Origin of the sequence: Muricauda sp. MAR_2010_75 (assembly GCF_000745185.1) — a bacterium.
GTDB lineage: Bacteria > Bacteroidota > Bacteroidia > Flavobacteriales > Flavobacteriaceae > Flagellimonas.
Genome location: NZ_JQNJ01000001.1, coordinates 363,358 through 384,320, shown reverse-complemented (window position 1 = coordinate 384,320; position 20,963 = coordinate 363,358). Strand labels below are relative to the sequence as shown.

14 protein-coding genes and 1 pseudogene are annotated in these 20,963 nt (G+C 40.2%); 4 read left to right on the top strand and 11 right to left on the bottom strand.

Annotation, left to right across the window (positions count from 1 at the left end; translation table 11 throughout):
- Nucleotides 1-159: 159 nt before the first annotated feature.
- The 3 genes from FG28_RS01855 to FG28_RS01845 form a co-directional block, all read right to left on the bottom strand.
- Complete coding sequence (locus FG28_RS01855; RefSeq protein WP_036386028.1) at nucleotides 160-1,581, bottom strand: RagB/SusD family nutrient uptake outer membrane protein; 1,422 nt, start codon at nucleotides 1,579-1,581, stop codon at nucleotides 160-162.
- A gap of 16 nt (nucleotides 1,582-1,597) precedes the next feature.
- Nucleotides 1,598-4,960, bottom strand: a complete 3,363-nt coding sequence (locus tag FG28_RS01850) for a TonB-dependent receptor (protein ID WP_163634982.1) — start codon at nucleotides 4,958-4,960, stop codon at nucleotides 1,598-1,600.
- A 182-nt stretch (nucleotides 4,961-5,142) separates the two neighbouring features.
- Entirely contained in the window at nucleotides 5,143-6,204 is a 1,062-nt protein-coding gene (locus tag FG28_RS01845; RefSeq protein ID WP_156102175.1) for a FecR family protein, read from the bottom strand.
- Nucleotides 6,205-6,419: 215 nt separating this feature from the next.
- Here FG28_RS01845 and FG28_RS01840 point away from each other — a divergent pair, with 215 nt between their 5' ends.
- Complete coding sequence (locus FG28_RS01840) at nucleotides 6,420-7,013, top strand: RNA polymerase sigma factor (protein ID WP_036379429.1); 594 nt, start codon at nucleotides 6,420-6,422, stop codon at nucleotides 7,011-7,013.
- Between the two features lie 120 nt (nucleotides 7,014-7,133).
- Here the strand turns inward: FG28_RS01840 and FG28_RS01835 are convergent, their stop codons facing one another.
- The 8 genes and pseudogenes from FG28_RS01835 to FG28_RS01800 all read right to left on the bottom strand — a co-directional run bounded on the left by FG28_RS01835 (nucleotide 7,134) and on the right by FG28_RS01800 (nucleotide 15,297).
- On the bottom strand, nucleotides 7,134-7,943 hold the full coding sequence (locus FG28_RS01835; protein WP_197062537.1) for a sialate O-acetylesterase: 810 nt from the start codon (nucleotides 7,941-7,943) through the stop codon (nucleotides 7,134-7,136).
- A gap of 319 nt (nucleotides 7,944-8,262) precedes the next feature.
- A complete protein-coding gene (locus tag FG28_RS01830) occupies nucleotides 8,263-9,045 on the bottom strand; it encodes an IS3 family transposase (RefSeq protein WP_141673372.1) in 783 nt (260 codons plus the stop codon).
- 127 nt (nucleotides 9,046-9,172) lie between these two features.
- Nucleotides 9,173-10,261, bottom strand: coding sequence for a hypothetical protein (locus tag FG28_RS01825; protein ID WP_036379426.1), 1,089 nt, complete (start codon nucleotides 10,259-10,261; stop codon nucleotides 9,173-9,175).
- A gap of 193 nt (nucleotides 10,262-10,454) precedes the next feature.
- Nucleotides 10,455-11,228: pseudogene (locus FG28_RS21105) on the bottom strand (IS3 family transposase); the annotation flags it as partial.
- 204 nt (nucleotides 11,229-11,432) lie between these two features.
- On the bottom strand, nucleotides 11,433-11,645 hold the full coding sequence (locus tag FG28_RS21100) for a transposase (RefSeq protein WP_220123573.1): 213 nt from the start codon (nucleotides 11,643-11,645) through the stop codon (nucleotides 11,433-11,435).
- Between the two features lie 191 nt (nucleotides 11,646-11,836).
- Nucleotides 11,837-12,718 (bottom strand): esterase family protein, encoded by an 882-nt coding sequence (locus FG28_RS01810; protein WP_036379425.1) that lies wholly within the window; start codon nucleotides 12,716-12,718, stop codon nucleotides 11,837-11,839.
- A 10-nt stretch (nucleotides 12,719-12,728) separates the two neighbouring features.
- Nucleotides 12,729-13,616, bottom strand: a complete 888-nt coding sequence (locus FG28_RS01805; RefSeq protein ID WP_036379423.1) for a hypothetical protein — start codon at nucleotides 13,614-13,616, stop codon at nucleotides 12,729-12,731.
- Nucleotides 13,617-13,650: 34 nt separating this feature from the next.
- Nucleotides 13,651-15,297, bottom strand: a complete 1,647-nt coding sequence (locus FG28_RS01800) for a sulfatase (RefSeq protein WP_051947143.1) — start codon at nucleotides 15,295-15,297, stop codon at nucleotides 13,651-13,653.
- Nucleotides 15,298-15,680: 383 nt separating this feature from the next.
- Here FG28_RS01800 and FG28_RS01795 point away from each other — a divergent pair, with 383 nt between their 5' ends.
- The 3 genes from FG28_RS01795 to FG28_RS01785 all read left to right on the top strand — a co-directional run bounded on the left by FG28_RS01795 (nucleotide 15,681) and on the right by FG28_RS01785 (nucleotide 20,947).
- Nucleotides 15,681-16,280: an RNA polymerase sigma factor gene (locus tag FG28_RS01795; protein ID WP_163634980.1), complete on the top strand. Its 600-nt coding sequence runs from the start codon at nucleotides 15,681-15,683 to the stop codon at nucleotides 16,278-16,280.
- 90 nt (nucleotides 16,281-16,370) lie between these two features.
- A complete protein-coding gene (locus tag FG28_RS01790) occupies nucleotides 16,371-17,447 on the top strand; it encodes a FecR family protein (protein ID WP_036379419.1) in 1,077 nt (358 codons plus the stop codon).
- A 92-nt stretch (nucleotides 17,448-17,539) separates the two neighbouring features.
- A complete protein-coding gene (locus FG28_RS01785; protein ID WP_197062536.1) occupies nucleotides 17,540-20,947 on the top strand; it encodes a TonB-dependent receptor in 3,408 nt (1,135 codons plus the stop codon).
- Nucleotides 20,948-20,963: the final 16 nt, after the last annotated feature.

Genomic DNA, 20,963 nt, shown 5'->3' with positions numbered 1-20,963 from the left:
GAAGCTATGTGTGCGAATCACACAATTTAAGCTTGTAGCTCAGCATCTATTTTTTGGAAACCATTTCAATCATTCCGTCCTTAAAGATTGTTAATTCTTCTCTAAATGCAACGAATTTTCCTTTTCCACTGTGCTCGAAATAAAAATGTTCTACAAAAATCAATAACCCTCGTTTTGCACCAATTTTGGATTTGCATCTAAATTGATCTGAGGAATTGGGAACAATACATGAAACGTTTGGGCAAGCTTACCTCTTTCAACAGCTTTAGATATGAATACATCTTGTCTAAGCTGGTCTTCCCTTCCTTTGCCTTCCCAGAAAAATTCTCTTTTTCTTTCATCCAATATGAAACTCTTCAAACTTTGTTTTGAAAAATCAGCAAGTGAGATTTCACTTGCTCCGGCTCTGCTGCGAACCTGATTTATCAAATCGATTGATTCTTGAACAGGTCCGTTGAGTTCGTTCAAAGCCTCAGCTCTCGATAACAAAATATCTGAGTAACGAATATCAGGGATGTCGTTTCCTTGCCCATCTCCCGATCCATTGGGATCCATGGGATATTTAGCAGGAAAAGAACGGTCGTTGCCAAAAAGCTGAATCTCATCCCCGGCCGTATTGGTGTATTCAGTAACAATCAAGTTTTTCCTAGCATCATTATCCTCGAACGATAATACAAATTCATCTTCAAAAAATATGATGACCGGATACAGCCTAAGGTCTCCCGGTCTAGGAAAATCACTTGGGTAAGTGAGCGCATTTATTTGGTTGCCAGCATCAGGAGCTACGTGAGGCAGTGCCCATACCATTTCATCATTGATTTCATTGTCCAAACTGAAAACTTCTTCGTAATCGGGCAAAAGTTCATAAACCCCCAAAGAGATGATTTCGTTTGCCTTTTCCGCACTTTTCTGCCATTCTTTGGTATTCAAATAATGTTTGCATAAGGTGCCAAGCGCAGCTCCTTTGGTCGCCCTACCTTCTTCAATTGCTCTAATTGGAAGGTTTGTTGACGCAAAAATCAATTCTTGTTCGATGAACGATTCTATTTCGGCCTCTGTACTTCTGGGTAGTAAAAGGTCTTCGTTAAATAAATCCTTATACAAGGGCACTGGGCCAAAAAGGTTATATAGCTTAGAATAGCTATACCCTCTAATAAAGCGAGCCTCGGCGGTAATCAGAGTTTTGAAATCTTCACTAAATGGGCCATTGTCAATATTGCTCAACACCACGTTTGCATCTCTGATAGCTGCATAATATAGGTCCCACTGCCCTAAAATATGTCTATTATTGCTGTCCCATGTGAAATCGGAAAGCTGCCTATAAAATATTTCAATGCTCCCGTTTAAGCTTGACACTTCTCCCGAAGAAAGTCCCGATAATGCATAAATACCTTGCTGGGGTATGCCAGGTTGCACTTGTATTGAACTGTATGCGGAACCAAGCAACGACCTAATTCCTTTCTCAGTGGCCAAAAATGTTTCGGGTTCCAGTTCGGAGAATGTTTCTTCCTCCAAGATATCAGTGCACGATGCCGATAGGGCCAGCACCGCAATTCCATAGTATTTATATAGTGATTTCATATTAGTAAATTTAATTTTATAATCCAATGTTTACACCCAAAATCCAGCTGCTTGCCAAGGGGTAGCTGCTATAGTCAACCTTGGTGTTATTTCTTCCAAAGGAATTGGCCTCTGGATCGAAACCTGAATAATCTGTTATGGTCAACAAGTTTTGTCCTGTCAAATAGAGCTTTAAAGAAGACAAGAACTTTATGTTGTCAACAGGTACTTGATAGCTGATGTTTATGCTTTTTAACCTTATATAGGACGCGTCTTCGACAACCAGTGAATTGACCCTTCCTCCACCGTATGATGAAGGATTGGTACCCGAAGGCCATATAGTGTTTGTGTTTTGGGGAGTCCATCTATCCAAGTATTGATGTGCATATCTGTTCAACCTAAACGTACCAGGATAGAGGCTTTGAATGGCATTGACATTTAAGAGCTCAACCCCCTCTTGACCTTGTATGAAAATATCCAGGGTCAAGCCCTTATAACTGAAACTGTTGTTTATCCCATATGTAAAATCAGGAAATGGATCCCCTAAAATGATTTGGTCATCGGGGTCGATTGTGCCATCTTGATCAGCATCTCTAAAGATTGGAAATCCAGGTTGTGCTGTAGGTTGCGGCGAATTGGCAATGTCATCGCCTTCTTGAAAAATGCCCGTTACCTCATAGCCGAAATAGGATGCCAACGGCTCACCTCTCCTGATTATGGCATTGTTTCCAATATCAGCTATGTTTCCCGTGGGAATCTCATCTATTCTGCCCAAATCGGATACTTCATTTTTGATCATAGAAAAATTTACTGCGGTAGTCCACATAAAGTCGGGTGAAGATACATTTATGCTGTTGATCAATGCCTCGAAACCTTTGTTCTGTATTTTTCCGACATTCGATAAGATAGAATTAAAGCCGGATGCCGAAGGTAAAGGCAAGTCAAAGAGTAAATCTCTTGTGTTTTTGACAAAAAAGTCTACCGAGGTACGTAGCCTTCCTTTTAGTATAGACATATCCAAACCAATATTGAGCTGTTCTGTAGTCTCCCACTTCAAATCGGGATTTGAAATCCTTGAAGGTCTTGTGGTGGTAATAGGTTGATTATCAAAAACGGCGTTTGTACTACTGCTGAAAGTAAGTAAGGAACTGTAGTTGCCTATTTCTTGATTGCCCGTCTGACCCCAACTCGCCCTAAGTTTCAGTTCCTCAAAAAAATCAGGTACAAAGACTTCATTTGAAAGTTTCCAACCAAAAGCTGCCGAAGGAAAATAACCGAATTTGTTATTCTCTCCAAAACGAGAAGAACCGTCAGTTCGAACCGTTGCCGTAAAGAGATAGCGATCCATAAGATTATAGTTAAATCTTGCTAGGTACGAGGTTAGCACATTTTCTTCTTTCAGGCTTCTTAGGTTGTCATTTCCAGTGTCCCCCAATGATAGATTGTTGGTTTCTATTATATCATCAGGAAAACCTCCAATGGTTCCCGAAAATTCCCTCACACTGAAATCTTGATAGGTAGCACCGGCCAAAACGCTCAAATTACTTTCAGAACCAAACTTCTTATTATAATTCATGGTAAATTCAACGAGGTTGCTGTTGCGTTCTAATGTCGAGACATTGGCAACCCCGCCCTGTGCCCTTCCGTTCACGGTCAAAGTAGAGTTATAAACATCTCTTCGGGAGTTCGACCTATCTGACCCAAAACTTAGTTTGGCATTCAATAAATTACTGATTTCATACTGAAAGTATATATTCCCGAGTGTGCGGTTTGTGAGGTTTTCGCTCAACACACCCTCAACTAAGCTCAAAGGGTTGTTCACGGTCAATTGGGAAGATTCGCTGAAATTGCCATTCTCATCAAATACCTGTTCAGTGGGGTCATATGAAAGTGCTGAAAAAATGGGCCCCGAACTGTAATTGAATCCAACGCCATCAACACTATTTTTGTCCTTGATATGGCTTGTATTAAGATTGAGGCCCATTCTGACCTTGTTGCCAAGTGTGCTCTCGTAATTTACTCGGCCGATATATTTTTTAATACCGGTATTTTTGACCACCCCATCTTGATTGTATTGGTTTAAAGAGACAAAAAACTTGGAATTTTCACTTCCTCCTGAAATTGATAAATTTCTATTTTGTATAATGGCTGTTCTGAAAATTTGGTCCTGCCAATCAGTACCGGCACCTATTTGTTGGATGTCTACTTGGGTGAACACAGGCTCATTGCCATTGTCTACAGCAATACCGTTGATAACATCAATATATTCTGATGCAGAGAGAAGATTTATTCTATTGTGAACTTGCTGAAACCCTACCGATTCATCATAATTTACGGTCAGTCTTTGTGCTGACCCCTTTTTGGTTGTAATCAAGACAACTCCATTGGCGCCCCTAGACCCATAGATTGCTGTTGCTGATGCGTCTTTTAGAATTTCAATAGATTCTACATCTTGGGGGTTCAAGGTATTTAAGGGGTTCCTAGGGTTTACGTTGGTGCCCATACCCGTATTGGGGTCAGATCCAGAAAGCCCTTGTGAATTGTCGATTGGAAAACCATCGATGACGTACAATGGCTCATTGCCAGCTGATATAGAACTTGCACCTCGCACCCTAATGGAAATTCCTCCTCCAGGTTCCGCACTTGTCTGGCTTATCTGTACTCCTGCTGCTCTGCCCACCAGCAACTGATCAACGGACACATTGGTACCGGGATTAAGGTCATCACTCTTCAAAGAACTCAAGGCACCGGTAAAATCACTCTTACGTTGGGTACCATAGCCGACAACAACCACTTCATCAAGGCCTGCGGCACTCTCCTCTAATATGATATCGAAACTGGTTCTTCCATTTACCTCGATTTCTTTTTTTGCAAACCCTATATAAGAAATCACCAAGGTGGCATTTTCATTGGTGACCTCCAACGAAAAATTACCATCAAAGTCAGATTGCGTTCCATTCGCGGTACCCTTTTCTACAATGCTAGCACCCGGCAATGGTTGTCCATTACCATCTTTGACCGATCCAGAAACCAATTCCTGGAACAGAAGAATACTTGTCTTCATAGGTAATGGCATTTTGGGTGTTGATTCCAACTTATTTGCTACCCCATGTAGGATTATTTGTTTCTTAAACACTTTAAAACCCAACCCTTCACCTTCAAACAATTTTGTTAAAACCGATGGCAAGGGTTCTTTTATTGCCTCAATTGAAACCTTGCGATCAAGGTCCACATCTCGTCGGTTCAATAAGAACTTAAAATCAGATATAGCCTCTATTTCCTGAATCACATCGGCAATAGTGACATTTTGCATATTCAAGGAAATCTTTTTGTTCTGTGAATAAGAATTCGCATTGATTTGGAATAGGGTAAGAATTAAGAAAAGTATGGTTAGTTTCATTTTCAACTTTGATAGCGAAATATGCTTACGCAAATTGTTTGGTTCTATGAATTTTTTCATAATTTCGAGTTAGTTATTTAATTTTTATAAATCTTTTTACCGAACCGGAAAATGCTGGCACATTTTTCGGTTTTTTATTTGAAGAGGCTATTTATTGTTTTGCATAACGTCTTTTTTTTGGATTATTCAATAATTATTTCGTTGTTTACAATTTTGTAATCCATATCATAGCTCCTACTGAATGATTGCAACACTTCATCAATAGATTCTATATCAAAAGAGGCATCAAAACGCTGTTGGTCTAAATCACCGTTCAGATTTTTAATGGTTACGTTATACTTTCTCTCCAAAGCATGTCTAATACTCTTGAAAGTGGCAAACCTGAAGATCAATTTATCCTGCATCCATGCCGTATGAATATAGGTATCTACACTTTCGATAGACATTTTTTGGGTTTTCTTGTTCCATTTACCCATTTTCCCTGGTTTGAGCTTAATTGACTGATAGTCTATCATTTTACGGTTCTTGATTTCAACTGACCCTTCTACAAGAACTGTTTGGATTTCGGGATTCTCTGGATAATAAGATATATTGAACATAGTACCCAATACAACCAGCTCAATTTCATCGGCATGAACTTTAAAGGGGCGGGCGGAATCTTCGGCGACATCAAAGTAGGCCTCCCCAGATAGGAACACCTGTCTATCTTGCCCCTTTAAAAATTCGACAGGATATTTTAAAGAAGTGCCTGAATTCAAATAAACACGGGTACCGTCTGAAAGAACCACATTAAACCGCTTGCCGTAGGGAACACGGATAGTATTGTAGGATAATGATTTTAAATTATGCGTATGTAAATAGACCAGCTGTGCACCATTTTGCTTACCAAGTACCTTACCATCTTTACTACGGATTATTTTACTTCCTTCCTCCGATAATGGTTGAACATCCCCGTTACTAGTTTCAATGATCACTGATTGTCCTATATTTAGGGGTTCCTGATGTCCACTCCTATCTAGATGATCTTTTAGAATATTATATCCAAGACCTAATAACAGTATGCCCACGGATGCATATGCCATAAGTTTCCTGGCCGTTTGTTTCATTAATCTTGTTTTATCCTTTTTAATCTCACTTAAAAGGTTCTTCTTTATTTTTTCGACATCAGGTTTGTTCAAGGAAATAGTAATTTTATAATGGGATTGTATATATTTTTGAAATTTTTTTTGATTTTTAGGCTCCATAATCCATTGAGACAGTTGATCCAATTCTCCTGATGTTGACTCGTTGAGGAGGTATTTAACAATATGATTTTCAATCTTGGAACTTACCACAACAATTCACATTTATGTAATGAAGACAAATCCATTTGATAAAACCCTAACTTAATATCAATATTTTTTTCATATTTGTAATATTTCACATCCTTTATTAAAGGAAATAAATTCTTTGATTTTTTATGAAGTATTCAGATGAGAGACTGCTAATCGAAGGCTTGAAGGCAGGAACCGAGGATGCCTACATCTGTTTAGTAGATAGATATAGTAGAAGGCTATTCGGATATTCACTTACGTTGGCCAACGACCATGCAATGGCCGAGGATATATTACAAAATGTATTCTTGCGTACATGGGAGAAAAGACGGAAATTGAATGTTACGACCTCTCTGCAGAATTATCTATTCCGATCTATCCACAATGAATTTATAAACCAATACAAAAAACGGCAGTCCAACTTGTTGTTGGAACAGAAATATTACGAAAACCTTGAAAAGGCTGCCAGAACGGAGGACTATAGTAGGCTGGAAAAATTAATCGTATTAGTAATCAGAGAAATTGAGAAATTACCCCCGAAATGTCAAGAGGTTTTTAATTTGAGCCGAAGAGAAGGTCTGACAAATTTAGAAATATCGAACCATCTCAATATATCGGTAAAAACTGTGGAAGCACAGATTACCAAAGCATTTGGTATACTTCGAAAAAACCTTGGAGAAAAATATTCTGGGATTCTTGTTCTCATATTGGGAAAACGTTTAAAATTGCCGTTGAACTAAAAATACCCTAAGTTGATTAGGTTCAAAGAAAGAAACACTTTCAAAGTTTGAACAGAATAACAGAAAAGTACAATGAATATCAATTGAGTGACAACAAAATTTATGACTTGTTTGCATATTCTAATTTTTCAATAACTCTGATATTTTTTCTCCAAATTTAATGCCTAAATTAATTTGTCCGTTTGAAGAATAATGAATGTCATCGTTCAGTTTTTCGAGACTATCCGTATCAATGAAGTAAGTATTTGGTATTTCTTCACTAATGCGAATTTGTGCATCAACGACATTGTCTAATGCTGGGAACCAAGCTTTGGGTGGATTAATCTTCCCAAAAATTATAGGCATCTCTTGGTTTTCATAATCTATTCTAACCGAATTGATTAATTTTTCAAAGTTGCCATAATAATCTTTACCAGCCTCAGGAATTCGAGCATCACGTTCTCCCTGCATCCAAATTAGAGCTTTGACTTTTGCATTGAGCCCCTCAGTGAGACTATCTGTGAGTTTTATCAACCTATTGTACATGCTACCGAATTGAGGATTCCCCGTTATTTCAGCCTTATCTTTACTGTAGTTGGGTGCCCAGTCCAATAATGAAGCTCCGCCAATTGCATATTTGATCAAAATAAATTTTTTGTTCGGATTGTTTTTGCTCAATTGCATAGAAATTCCAATTTCTGGTCCAAAATTATCTTTTGGGTTTATCAAGCCGGGACTTAGACCAAAATCGAAAAAAGAAATATTGGAAAACATCATTTCATCCAAATCAATTTGTTTTCCTCTCCCAACCATATTTGATTGGCCACCCATCAATATAACACAGTATTGTTCATCTTTGGATAAATTCTCAGCGTACTTAACCTTTAAATCTTGAGAATAGCCATACAAAACTGGTAACAATGTCAAAATAATAAATAGTCTTAATGCCATCATAGCATAGTTTGTTTATTACATGTAATCATAATAAATGTATTGTTTTGATTTCTGACAAATATAGCAGAATCTTTCATTTAAGATGAAGTAAATATTTCTTCATGCACCGTAATCAAATAAAGAATCAGAAAAGCTACAACCTTCCTAAGATAGAAGCCCGTCTTTTTATTGATTCTGAAGAAGTTACCAAAAGAAATATATGAAAGAGTTTTCAAAGAGGATGCTACTTTATTTTGTTAATCTCTATTACTCCCTGTATGTCTTAAGCAGATTTGAACTTGGACTTGCAACAAAAAAATGGACAACCAGTTAAGAGTCATGCCTCTGATGCCTCTGATTTTTGGTTATACATTTCGTTTTCAAATTCCTCTATTGTTTTATAGTCCAATGTCGAGTGTGTCCTGCTTCTATTGTACCAGGTCTCTATCCACTCGAATATCGATAGTTCCGCTTCGGACCTGAAGCTATAGTTTTGATGGTACACCCATTCGACCTTCAAGCTCTTGAAGAAGGATTCCGCCACTGCCTTGTCCCAGCAGTTCCCTTTTCGGCTCATTGATTGTACCACTGGACCATTATGCTCTTTAAGGATATCGGCAAACTCGTAACTGGCATATTGTGAGTTCCTATCGGAATGGAAAATAAGCCTGTCCGTGGTATTGTTCGACCTTATCGCCATCTTCCAAGCGGGAATTATGGTGTCGGCAGTCCCCAAGGTCTTGCCCATCGACCTTCCAACGACCTTTCGTTGGAACGGGTCCATGATCACCGTCAGGTACATCCATCCCTCACCGGTCCTTATGCGGGTCATGTCGGATACCCATACCTGGTTTTTCCTGTGTACCGTAAAGTCACGGTCCAATATATTGGGCGCTATCGGATAATCGTGTCTGCTGTCCGTGGTGACCCTGAACTTTCTCTTTCTTTTGGCGAAAAGCCTGTTGGCCCTCACTATCCTGGTCTCCCTGCGCCAGCGTCCCAATACCGAGGGGTTCAGCCCAAGTTCCCTACATACCTCTGCTGCATTGCCCCTTGCATGGCTCAGTTCGACAGCCTTTTGCTTGAACTCCATTGTGTACTCTCTTTTTTGTTTTGACATGTTTTCAAAGTTAATTCAAACAGTCAACATGCTCTTTTCTCAATGTCCAGTCAAATGTAGTAAGTCCACAATTAAGTTTTCCAAATTTTCGAGACTTGCGCAACGGTGATCATTGTTGGGCCCAGTGTTATTCATTTATTTCACTCACGAAAGTATTCCAAGCTGGTTTAGGTTGCCCAGTTTCCCAACTGTGAAGACCTAAGTTATCCATAAAACCACATAAATAAGTTGAATCGACACCTTGTTGCTGGGCATATTGGTTGCAGAATCCTTGAGGATAATCATACATACCGTGATAGTAAACGAACGCTACTTTTTTACTGTCTATATATGGTTTCAAAGAGCTAAACATTACTTGCACAAATTCTGTTTGTTGTACTTCAGATGATGAATTTTCACTTGAAGATGTATATCCTATTTCTGTAAATGCAATTGGTTTACCCGCTGCATTCTGAACCATCCAGTCAATATCATCTTTAACTTGGTTGGTTGGACGCATTTGCCAAGGAATGCTATTTTGCTCGTCTGTTGGGTAATAGGTATAGCAAATAAAATCGCCTACATATTTAAATGTGTCAAACAAGGTTGGATTAGTTTTAGCTGAGTTAAAAGTAATAATTGTGCCTACTTTTACTTTTGGATTTAATGCGTGTATTTTCTGAATAGCAGATACATAAAATACTTTGAATCCTTGTAATTGATTTGGATTGGTACTTAAATATCCATCAATTTCATTTCCTATTAAAATATAGGAAACTCTTTCGATGGATGGAACTTCTGAAAAAATTTTATCTAAAAGCAGTGAAAATCTATTTATCATATCGGGATCATCGAAATCCAAGTTTTCTAAATCATCTGGAACTGATTTGATATTTGTATCTATCATTTTCAAGACAAGAATATAACTATTCAATTTGGTCTTATCTGGATCGAGTAAATTAAGAGGATTTGCCAGATTATCTTGTAATGAATAAGAATTAGGATTAGTTTCCAATGTATTCCATTCAGGGCTCATTCCAAATATATTAATGCCATTTCGAACCGCATAGTCCAGTCCTTCAAGATATCCGTCTAAACCGGGAGCTGTATTTTTATATTGTTGCAGAGAAAGTCCAATTAGTAATTTAGGTTTCGGCATTTCAGTAGGTGTAACTGAATTTTTGCTACAAGAAAGAAGCAGTATGGTTAAAAGTAGGTTTGTAAGTATTCTAAACATTGCGTTGTCTTTTAAGTATTAGACAATTCAAATTGCTAATAGGTTACAGAAACTATGTGTTTTCCAGATTGTGCCCAACTAGCTTATATCTCCAACTTTCTTAAGCATATAACGCCAATTTCGTCAGCTATGCCCAAGTGGATAAGCCGTGTAAACTGGGCTTGCAACAAAAAAATGGACAACCAGTTAAGAGTCATGCCTCTGATGCCTCTGATTTTTGGTTATACATTTCGTTTTCAAATTCCTCTATTGTTTTATAGTCCAATGTCGAGCGTGTCCTGCTTCTATTGTACCAGGTCTCTATCCACTCGAATATCGATAGTTCCGCTTCGGACCTGAAGCTATAGTTTTGATGGTACACCCATTCGACCTTCAAGCTCTTGAAGAAGGATTCCGCCACTGCCTTGTCCCAGCAGTTCCCTTTTCGGCTCATTGATTGTACCACTGGACCATTATGCTCTTTAAGGATATCGGCAAACTCGTAACTGGCATATTGTGAGTTCCTATCGGAATGGAAAATAAGCCTGTCCGTGGTATTGTTCGACCTTATCGCCATCTTCCAAGCGGGAATTATGGTGTCGGCAGTCCCCAAGGTCTTGCCCATCGACCTTCCAACGACCTTTCGTTGGAACGGGTCCATGATCACCGTCAGGTACATCCATCCCTCACCGGTCCTTATGCGGGTCATGTCGGATACCCATACCTGGTTTTTCCTGTGTACCGTAAAGTCACGATCCAATATATTGGGCGCTATCGGATAATCGTGTCTGCTGTCCGTGGTGACCCTGAACTTTCTCTTTCTTTTGGCGAAAAGCCTGTTGGCCCTCACTATCCTGGCCTCCCTCGGTCTTGAGGCCCCATATCCCCTTTTCAAGAGCTCATCCTGGATCCTTGGTGCCCCGTAACTCCCAAAGCTGTCCTTGAAAATACCATGTATGGCCACCGTCAGGGCCTCGTTCTCCAACCATCTTCTGGAAGGCCCGGTTCAACCAATTGTAATACCCACTTTTGCTTATCTTGAACATTTTGCACATCTTCCCGACAGGAAATTTGAACCTGTGGTGTTTTATGAACCTATATTTTTCCTGTCGCCCTAGGAGAAGATGGCTATTGCCTTTTTTAGGATATCGCGCTCGATCTCCACGCTCCTCAGTTTTTTCTTGAGCTAGGTTTATCTCCCTTTGTTCATCAGTAAGCTTGGGGTTCCCCTTTCCGGGAAAAAACTGTTCTCCCCATTTTTTTTGGCCTCCCTGCGCCAGCGTCCCAATACCGAGGGGTTCAGCCCAAGTTCCCTACATACCTCTGCTGCATTGCCCCTTGCATGGCTCAGTTCGACAGCCTTTTGCTTGAACTCCATTGTGTACTCTCTTTTTTGTTTTGACATGTTTTCAAAGTTAATTCAAACAGTCAACATGCTCTTTTCTCAATGTCCAGTCAAATGTAGTAAGTCCAAAGCGAAAGGGAATAGAGACCAAACCCCTAGGGCAAGGCGCGTTGTTTTTCCAATATAACGGGAAATGAAGATTACGCATAGTGCCTGCCCGCATGGGGCTTGGCTCTCTCCCTGTTTTAAGTTCACTGTCTCATAAAGCCCAGCCCTATATATTTTAGAAAATCGGGGATAGAGGACCGCCAAAATGTCCAATCATGCCCACCATCAATGATGCGGAACTCATGGTCTATTTTCATGTTTCGTAATGAGACATGGGCCGCGGCATTACCTGTATATAGAAAATCATCATCGCCGATGTTAAAGTAAAGTCTTAATTTCAGGTTATCCTTTGCTATTGTATTAATCAATTTCATGGGGTTGTTGGCATCCCAATGGCTAGTATCCGGGTTTTCAGAATCTACATCCATCCCATAAAGGTTTTTAGCCAGTCCTTTCCACATGGGGTTTTTGGTCATTGGATCATCCATTGAAATAATTGCCGCACTGAGTGGCACACAGGTACCGAACATATCATGGTGTTTCACCCCATACAAAAAGGCGCCATAGCCACCCATTGAATTGCCTACAACGGCCCGGTGTTCCTTTGTCTTTTTAATCCTATAGGTTTTTTCGACCATTGGTATAAATTCTTGAAAGAACATATCTTCAAACCTTGAATTGCCTTGGAAATCATTGATGTAAAAATACTGCCCTCCATCAGGCATTATTACAATTGAAGGAGGGATTTGTGCCTTCTCAATGGCAGAATCCATGAAATGGTCTATAAGCCCATATTGTACCCAAACATTTTCATCACCCCCATAACCGTGCAAAAGATAGATTACAGGGTAGCTTCTTGTAGAGTCATCATAACCGGTTGGCAAATAAACGGTATAATCAACCTCTTTGCCCAAAATGGCGCTTTTTACCGACTGTCCTTCCAAAACTTTTCCCTGGCCAAAACAAAACATCGTGCTTAGTAGAGTTATGGCAATTGAAGTAATAGAACTTCTTGATTTTTTCATTTTTTGTTATTTATAGATTATCCAAGTTGATCTTTTTGCTGCCGAACAAAGGGGCATAGGTCCGAGCCTCGGCAAAAGTCAGTCGATTCCGCAAATAAACGATTTGGGCATGTACTCGTGTAAAAGGGGTGTCAATCTCAGGTGGGATATCATACCATTCGTCATCAAAAATCAAGATAACGCTTCTATTTCCAGGTAATGCGCCCGGGGTGAGCACTCCGTGCAACTTTGGGGCTGGGTCACCTTCGTTGGCATAATGGACATATTGGGGGCCTCGGGGGAACCACATACCTGCACCACCCGATGTTTCTACCATGAGTTGGCCCAATTGGCTGTTCGAAAGCTGGTTTTCCAGCGAACGTAGTGATCTGGCCAAGTGAAAGGCCCCCTGACTGTGTCCCAACAAAAGTACCCTGGTCTCTGTATCAATGATTTCGAGCACACTCTTTTCAATAGCGGCCTCCACGACCTCGTTGGTGGGCAAGATGATTTCAAGAGCATCCAGTTTTCCTCCTTTGGTGCCATTGTGTATGCCAACAACGGGGCGACCTGTAAATTCTGCAATTTCAAGCATGCTTTTGAACTGTCTTGTCACATCGTTGCCGGCACCGTTGATAAACCATATGGGTTCGTCGTTTGTGATTGTTTCTGGGTATACTGGGGGCACATCCAGAATACTGGTGGTCCGATAATCAAAAAGTAAGGTGTCCGCCCCTACGTAGTAACCATCAAATTGAATGTCTTCGGACATGTTGCCGAACAGCGATACTTTATCCGACTCGGTTAGGTTTTTGGAAGCATTCAGGTTTTCTTCCTCAAAAGATGTGTCCGAGCAGGAGGCGAACAATAGCAATGACAAAAATGCCGTTCCAAAAAATAAGCGATTGATTTTCTTCATAGTTAAATTGATTTATATAATTTTTGTTAAAATTCTAATATGTATAGGTCACTTCATTGGGCAAATACCCGATTCTATGGGCATTGATGATAAGTGTCTGTCCCTTTTCCAAATTAATGGTTTCTCCTAGGTAGATCTTCCATGGCTTGTGCACATCAACAAGTTCAATGGTCTTTTCTTGGTCGATTGTAAAACCAAAATCCCAACTTTTGGCCCTACGCCTTGATTTCGCGTCAAGGAGGTCACCTTGGTCAACTATGCGATAACCGATCGAAGCTCCTTTAGTAGCACATTCTATAGTAACCCCATTTTTGTTACCTATTATTTTCGGGGGAGATGTTTTAGGAGGTTCCTTTGTGTTTTTCCACCAATTGTTGAATACCATCTCTTTTTCGCCGACCGAGGATAGGTCGCCCACTTTTGTTATCCAATCAAAAAGAGTTTCTTTAAGTTCTTTCTTTTTTGCCGCATATTGGGGCTCTTCCGCAATATTTAACAACTCATTGGGATCCATTTTCGTGTGATAGAGTTCTTCGGAAGGTTTATTTCCGGCAAACCAGTCCAACAGATAGGGGTTATCTAAATTTCCCTCTTTATAGAGTTCCAATATTTCTTTCATCGTGGGTATGCCCTTTCTGTATTGCAGGTCTTGGTATTTGGGGAGTTCTGGCATAAAGTTGTACACATACCTGAAGTCACCGTCGCTCACAGACCGTACCCTATCATATTTATTTGCCATACGGTCTCTCGCCGCAAAGACATACTTTCTTCCTTCCGAAGATTTGTATGCCCCCAGAAAAGCGGTTCCCTGAAGATGGTCGGGAGGCTTGATACCCGCTATGGAAAGCATTGTTGGTGCCAAGTCCACTGCACTGATCAACCTATCGTCTTTGGTGCCGGAAAAACGGTTTTTGGGAAATTTAATGATTAAAGGTATATGCGTCCCCCTTTCAAGAATTTCCCGCTTGGTCCAAGGCATGCATCCACCATGATCGCTAAAAAATATCACATAAGAGTCATCATAGACTTGATCTTTTTTTAACTTGTCAACAATCTCGCCCACAGCCTGATCCATTTGTTCGATACGGGTATAGAGAACTGCCATATCTTTGCGCACAGTTTCGGTATCGACGTAATATGGAGGCAACTTCATGTCATTGGGGTCGAAAAAAATGCTGTCTGGCGACGCCATCAACTTTGATTCGTGTGTGACAGCCAAGTTGAACACACTGAAGAACGGAACGTTTTTAGGCCTATATTCATAAGAAGCCGCTGGGCTACTGTCATCCCAAACTGTAACCGGCACTTCAAACTGATAATCTTCTTTATAGTTGTTTGTCGTATAATAGCCCCGTGCCCTTAGATATTCAGGAAAAGCCTTTACATTGTCCGGCAAAACGGCTGAATAGCTTGGCAGGCCTTCCGGCATAAAAATTGTTGAGTTAGAAAGGGTGCGCATGTGTTGTGTGCCTATAGAAATTGCATGCATGCCGGTAATAATGGATGATCTACTAGGTGCGCATACCCCGGACGTGGTATATGCTTTTGTAAAAACAACCGCATCTTGAGCCAGAGCATTTATGTTAGGGGTTTTCGCAATTGAATCGCCATATACTTCCAAAAAAGGGGAAATATCCTCGCATACTATCCAAACTATATTCGGGCTTTGCTGAGAAAACATCACCTTACACATAAGAAAAACCAATAAGATGGCAACCATAAGCAACAACCTAGTCGTTCCTTGACCTATTTTTTTAAGATGACTTTTCATGTCTGCAGAGTTTTAACTTGTTGGTCGCCCATTTTTAGTAAGAGATGAAAACCCTTTTTTTATAGACATCATTTTTTGTTTTCTTGACACTCTTAGCCCTTTTGAGCTGGGCACCCAACTTCTCATATCATTAAAAAGTTAATTTGTAAAAAAATTTATCATTGTTATCAATTCTTTATTTTTTTTATACATTAGTTGCGATAATTTCAATAATGGGACATGATAATATTCCATTTACTAATTATGATTTTGTCAATCGGCAAATTTGCCATACCATTTGGATTACGGTATCAATGGGAAGAGAAAAAAAAATAGACCAAGTACTAGACTCTATAGAGAAACTGCTCTGGAAAGATCTGAAGAAAGGCTGTTTGGCATCTTTGGGGTCTCTATATGACCTTTACGTTGACAAACTTTTTGCCTATGGGTACAAAATCAGTGGAGATAGAGCTAAAGTTCAAGATGAAATCCACAATCTTTTTCTAGACCTTTATAGATACCACAAGAAATTATCGGATGTCAAAAACATAGAGGCCTATTTGATAATGTCCCTTAAAAGAAAACTCATTAAGCAAAGCGACCATAAGATCAAGAGTTTGGAGAGCGAATTGGAAACCTTTAACAATAGTTACTCTACTGCAGGCCTGACGGTTATTTCACATGAGGAAGAAATGATCGAAGATGAAAAAGAAAATGAACTGTCAAAGAGGCTAAAAAAAATAATGGTTAATTTAACGGATCATCAACGAAAGATACTTCGACTTCGTTTCGCCCAAGAAAAGACATATCAACAGATCGCCGGAGATTTGGGACTTTCTGTTGCTTCTGCCAGAACGCTGGTTTACAGAACGTTAAAAACGATCCGCGACACGGCCTTAACATTGTTCTTTTAAAAAAGCGTTTTTTTTTGTCTATAAATATCAAAAACTGCCCTCTTATATATGGACGGTAAGTTCCATTTACCCCATAATTACAAATAAAGTATGAACTTTAGCGAGAACGAACCACTTTCCGACTTAGAGCGGACAAAGCTTAAGAGCCGTATTATAAGATCGGCCAAACTTCTAAGAAAAAATGCAAAAAGGCAACGAAGGGCAACGTTGTTGTACGGTGCGGCGGCATCGATAGCGCTGTTGTTTGCTGTTTTTACCGTTTTTGACAAATCTAGCGAACAGTCATTGCAGGATTATATTGATGAAAATAAATCAATTGTTGACTTTGGCAGTAGCAGCCAAGTAATCGTGGTGCTCGGAGAGAGAGAAAAAATTCAACTAAATGAAAAGAACAACACATTAAGGTACTCGTCAACGGGAAAAGATCTGCACGTGGGAACAGGTGAAAAATATAGACAAACTATAGAAGATGAAAAAAAACCTGTATTCAACACGATACTGGTGCCCTTTGGAAAACGTACCGACGTGACCCTTTCTGATGGAACGAAAATATGGATAAATTCAGGGTCTAGGCTTATCTACCCTGCGTTTTTCAGGGATAAGGAGCGGGAGGTCTTTCTCGAAGGTGAGGCCATATTCGAAGTTGCACATAACCCATCAAAACCCTTTCGGGTGATCTCGACCAATCAGGAGATCAATGTATTGGGAACCGTTTTCAATGTCAGCACTTATCCCGATGATGAAATGGCTAGTACAGTTCTTAAGAGCGGCAGTGTTTTGGTGACCTATGACCATGATGACGAAAAGTCTTTTAAGATGGCCCCGGGCACAATGGCTGGCTATAATACCAAAACCAAAGAAATAGAAATGCACGATGTGAACATTGATGAATATTTTGGGTGGAGAGAAGGCTTCCTAAATCTGAAAAACCGTGATTTGGAATATATCACCACAAAATTGTCGAGATATTATGGTGTGGAAATTTTCATAAAGGAAAATCATTTAAAAACAGAAACATTTTCTGGAAAACTTGACTTAAAGGAAAATCTGGGGCAAGTCATACAAACTATAGGAGAAGCATCTAACTTTTTTGCGGAATATCAAACCGACAAAATCATACTGGCCTCCACCAAGTTAAATTTAAAAGATACAGTGCCTATGAAATAAAATATACAGAATGAAATGAAAACCGACAGATGTTGGCGCATCTGCCGGTAAAATGTATTACCGAAGTAATAACTAAACTGAACTCTAAAATTATGAATAATTACTTAAGTATTGCCCATGTTCTAGGCAAATTAAATGGTCAATCCATTTCAATAAAAATAATGAGGTCCTTTCTTTGTTACATATTATTGGGGTTAACCGCTCTCTATGCAAACCACTCTTACTCACAGACCAAGTTTAATCTTGACCTTAAAAATGTAAGTTTAGAGACACTATTCAACCAGTTACAGGATGAAAGCGAGTACATCTTTTTTTACAAAGATGGTATTTTGCCCAATGATAATTCAATTACTCTCAAGAAAAACAATATAACCTTACCTAACGTTCTTGACTCTTTATTAGAATCGTACGGTCTAGGTTACAATATTATTGGCAGACAAGTAACAGTCTTTAAAGATCAAACCTATCATATACCAAACACCGACGCCGTTTTTTTTCAAGATTTTACGGTCAGCGGAACGGTTTTGGATGATTCAGGAGTTCCTTTGGCAGGAGCAAATATCATCGAAAAGGGAACCACGAACGGCACCCAAACCGATTTTGATGGAAATTTTTCGATCAAGGTAACTGACGGTGATGTCATATTGACCGTATCCTATATCGGGTTCACTACGAAAGAAATCCCTGTCAACGGACAATCGGTTTTGAACATTGTTTTGCAGGAAAGTACTGCCGTCCTTGATGAAATCGTGGTTGTCGGCTATGGAACGCAGAAGAAAAGTGACTTAACTGGGTCCGTGGCGTCATTGGGTCAAGACGACATGAACCCGGGGGCGAACGTATCCGTGGACCAAATGATGCTAGGTAGGGCTGCTGGGGTACAGATAAACCAAGCCAGTTCAGCCCCTGGAGGTGGGTTGGCAATTAGGATCAGGGGCTCCAACTCTTTGAATGCCAGTAACGAGCCTTTGTATGTAATAGATGGGTTCCCGATTGACAACAGCCCCAACCTTGGTTCTGGCGGGGTGGCCGAAGTAGGTCAAAACCTGAGCCCTAGGAATCCCTTGAATTCCCTGAATCCAGCTGATGTGGAATCGATAGAGATTTTAAAGGATGCCTCAGCAACGGCAATTTACGGTTCAAGAGGGGCAAATGGGGTAATTTTGATCACTACCAAGAAGGGAAGCAAAGGCAAGGTAAATGTCACGTATGATGTATATGCAGGTATCCAATCGGTCGCTGAAAAAATCGATGTGCTTTCCACCTCACAATACATAGATGCCATAAACGACTTGTCAATTGCACAAGGAAACGCAGTGGTTTTCAACAATGAGGATATTTCAAGAATCGGCAGGGGGACCGATTGGCAAGATGAAGTCTTTCGCTCGGCTCCTTTGACCAATCACAACCTGGCTGTGAGCGGGGGCAGCGAAAACACAAACTATTATGCCTCATTCAACTATTTTGATCAAGAAGGTGTTGTAAAAAATACGGGGATAAAAAGATATACCGGAAGAATAAACCTTGAGACAAAAATTGGGAACAAGACCCAGATAGGCCTAAACTTCAACACAAGTTTGGTCAAGGACAACAACAATGTCGATGGCGTCAATACCAATGAGCAAGCAGGGCCTATTTATTCTTCATTGTTATATGATCCTACGGAGACCATATTTAATGACGATGGTACTTTTAGCCAGTCGGCGAATCTGACTGTCAACAATCCAGTTACCTTGATAAATGCCATCATTAGCGAGAGCGAGACCAATAGAACATTCGGAAGTGCTTTTTTGAACTACGATTTCACTGAAGATCTTTCAGGCAAGTTCAATTTCGGGACCGACAGACAAACATCGAGACGTGACATTTACAATACCACCCAGACCATTCGTGGCGGTGCCGCTGGCGGTATCGCGAACATCAACGTATTGGAACGCTCCAACTATCTGTTCGAGTACACGATGACCTATGACAAAGCTTTTAACGAAGACCATGCACTTACGGTATTGGGTGGTATCACCTTTCAAAAGTTCAGTTCGCGGTTCTTTTCCGGTAATATCAGCGGTTTTCCGACAGATGATATCAAAACTAACAATTTGGCACTGGGCGACACCAATACGGATGTACTCTCTAGTGGCAAGGAAGAAAATACCTTGTTGTCATATCTAGGCAGGGTGAACTATAACCTTTTTGACAAATTTTTATTTACCGCCTCAATAAGGGCGGATGGGTCATCAAGGTTTGGAGAGAACAACAAATGGGGTTATTTTCCATCCTTTGCCTTGGGCTATAAACTTGACCAAGAAGAATTTATTCCCGATAGTTTCAGCCAGTTCAAGCTACGGGCGAGTTGGGGTCAGACAGGTAACCAGGAAATTGGCAACTATGCATCGCAACTGACCTTTGGAACAGGACCCAACGTAGTGTTTGGTGGCACCATTTCAGGCAGTGTCTCCCCCCAGCGTATTCCAAATCCAGACCTTAAGTGGGAAACCACCGAACAACTCAACATCGGTCTTGATTTCGGTATTTCAGGGGGCAGATTCAGTGGTAGTTTAGATTATTTTTCAAAAGAATCGAAGGATTTGTTGTTTGACCTTCCATTGCCATTTGCTTCCGGTTATTCATCAATATTGACAAATGTAGGCGAAGTTAAGAACAGTGGGGTTGAGTTTCTTTTTAACTCGACCAACATAGTGACCGATGATTTTAAATGGGATACTTCATTGAATTTTTCCGCCATTAAGAATGAAGTGGTGGATTTGGGACGAATTGAAAGTATTGTGACGGGAAGTGTACAAGCAGTGGGCAACACGGCGATCATTCAAGAAGGTGATCCCCTGGCCTCCTATTATGGATATGTTGTCACCGGCATTTTTCAGGAAGGTGACGATATAGCCAATTCACCACAGCCCACAGCCCAGCCAGGCTTTCCAATTTTTGAAGATAGAAATGGAGATGGGGCCATTACGCCTACCGACCAGACCATTATAGGCACCCCATATCCTGATTTTACCTATGGTATACAAAATTCAATTTCCTACAAGAATTTGACGTTGGACTTCTTTTTTCAAGGTCAGGCAGGTGTCGACCTATTGAATATCAACCTGATAGAGTCTCTCTATCCTGCAAACTTCAGAAGAAACCGACTTGCGCACCAAATATTGGATCGATGGACGCCCCAAAATACAGGTGCTAAATGGCCATCAGGGGTAAACCCCAATGCCTATGGTGCAGGAAAAGTGAATACCCTGACCATTCAAGATGCATCTTACCTGCGTTTGAAAAATGTCAGGCTATCGTACAACGTTCCAGTTCAAAATATTGATTTTTTGAACTCACTTCAAGTCTATGTGACCGGCCAGAACCTGTTTACAATTACTGATTATGTGGGATTTGATCCTGAGGCTAATTCATTCGGTAGAAGTAACGTTAGGATCGATTATAGTAGTTATCCCCTGGCAACAACCTATATGTTGGGTCTTACTGCCAATTTTTAGGTCAAACAATTAAAAA

Bases quoted from the DNA above. Each gene is read 5' to 3' on its own strand.
- FG28_RS01810 (WP_036379425.1), bottom strand. From the start codon at position 12,718: ATGAAAAAATCAAGAAGTTCTATTACTTCAATTGCCATAACTCTACTA.
- FG28_RS01785 (WP_197062536.1), top strand. From the start codon at position 17,540: ATGAATAATTACTTAAGTATTGCCCATGTTCTAGGCAAATTAAATGGT.
- FG28_RS01790 (WP_036379419.1), top strand. From the start codon at position 16,371: ATGAACTTTAGCGAGAACGAACCACTTTCCGACTTAGAGCGGACAAAG.
- FG28_RS01795 (WP_163634980.1), top strand. From the start codon at position 15,681: ATGGGAAGAGAAAAAAAAATAGACCAAGTACTAGACTCTATAGAGAAA.
- FG28_RS01830 (WP_141673372.1), bottom strand. From the start codon at position 9,045: ATGTCAAAACAAAAAAGAGAGTACACAATGGAGTTCAAGCAAAAGGCT.
- FG28_RS21100 (WP_220123573.1), bottom strand. From the start codon at position 11,645: ATGTCAAAACAAAAAAGAGAGTACACAATGGAGTTCAAGCAAAAGGCT.
- FG28_RS01840 (WP_036379429.1), top strand. From the start codon at position 6,420: ATGAAGTATTCAGATGAGAGACTGCTAATCGAAGGCTTGAAGGCAGGA.
- FG28_RS01845 (WP_156102175.1), bottom strand. From the start codon at position 6,204: ATGGAGCCTAAAAATCAAAAAAAATTTCAAAAATATATACAATCCCAT.
- FG28_RS01805 (WP_036379423.1), bottom strand. From the start codon at position 13,616: ATGAAGAAAATCAATCGCTTATTTTTTGGAACGGCATTTTTGTCATTG.
- FG28_RS01855 (WP_036386028.1), bottom strand. From the start codon at position 1,581: ATGAAATCACTATATAAATACTATGGAATTGCGGTGCTGGCCCTATCG.
- FG28_RS01825 (WP_036379426.1), bottom strand. From the start codon at position 10,261: ATGTTTAGAATACTTACAAACCTACTTTTAACCATACTGCTTCTTTCT.
- FG28_RS01800 (WP_051947143.1), bottom strand. From the start codon at position 15,297: ATGTTTTCTCAGCAAAGCCCGAATATAGTTTGGATAGTATGCGAGGAT.
- FG28_RS01835 (WP_197062537.1), bottom strand. From the start codon at position 7,943: ATGGCATTAAGACTATTTATTATTTTGACATTGTTACCAGTTTTGTAT.
- FG28_RS01850 (WP_163634982.1), bottom strand. From the start codon at position 4,960: ATGAAACTAACCATACTTTTCTTAATTCTTACCCTATTCCAAATCAAT.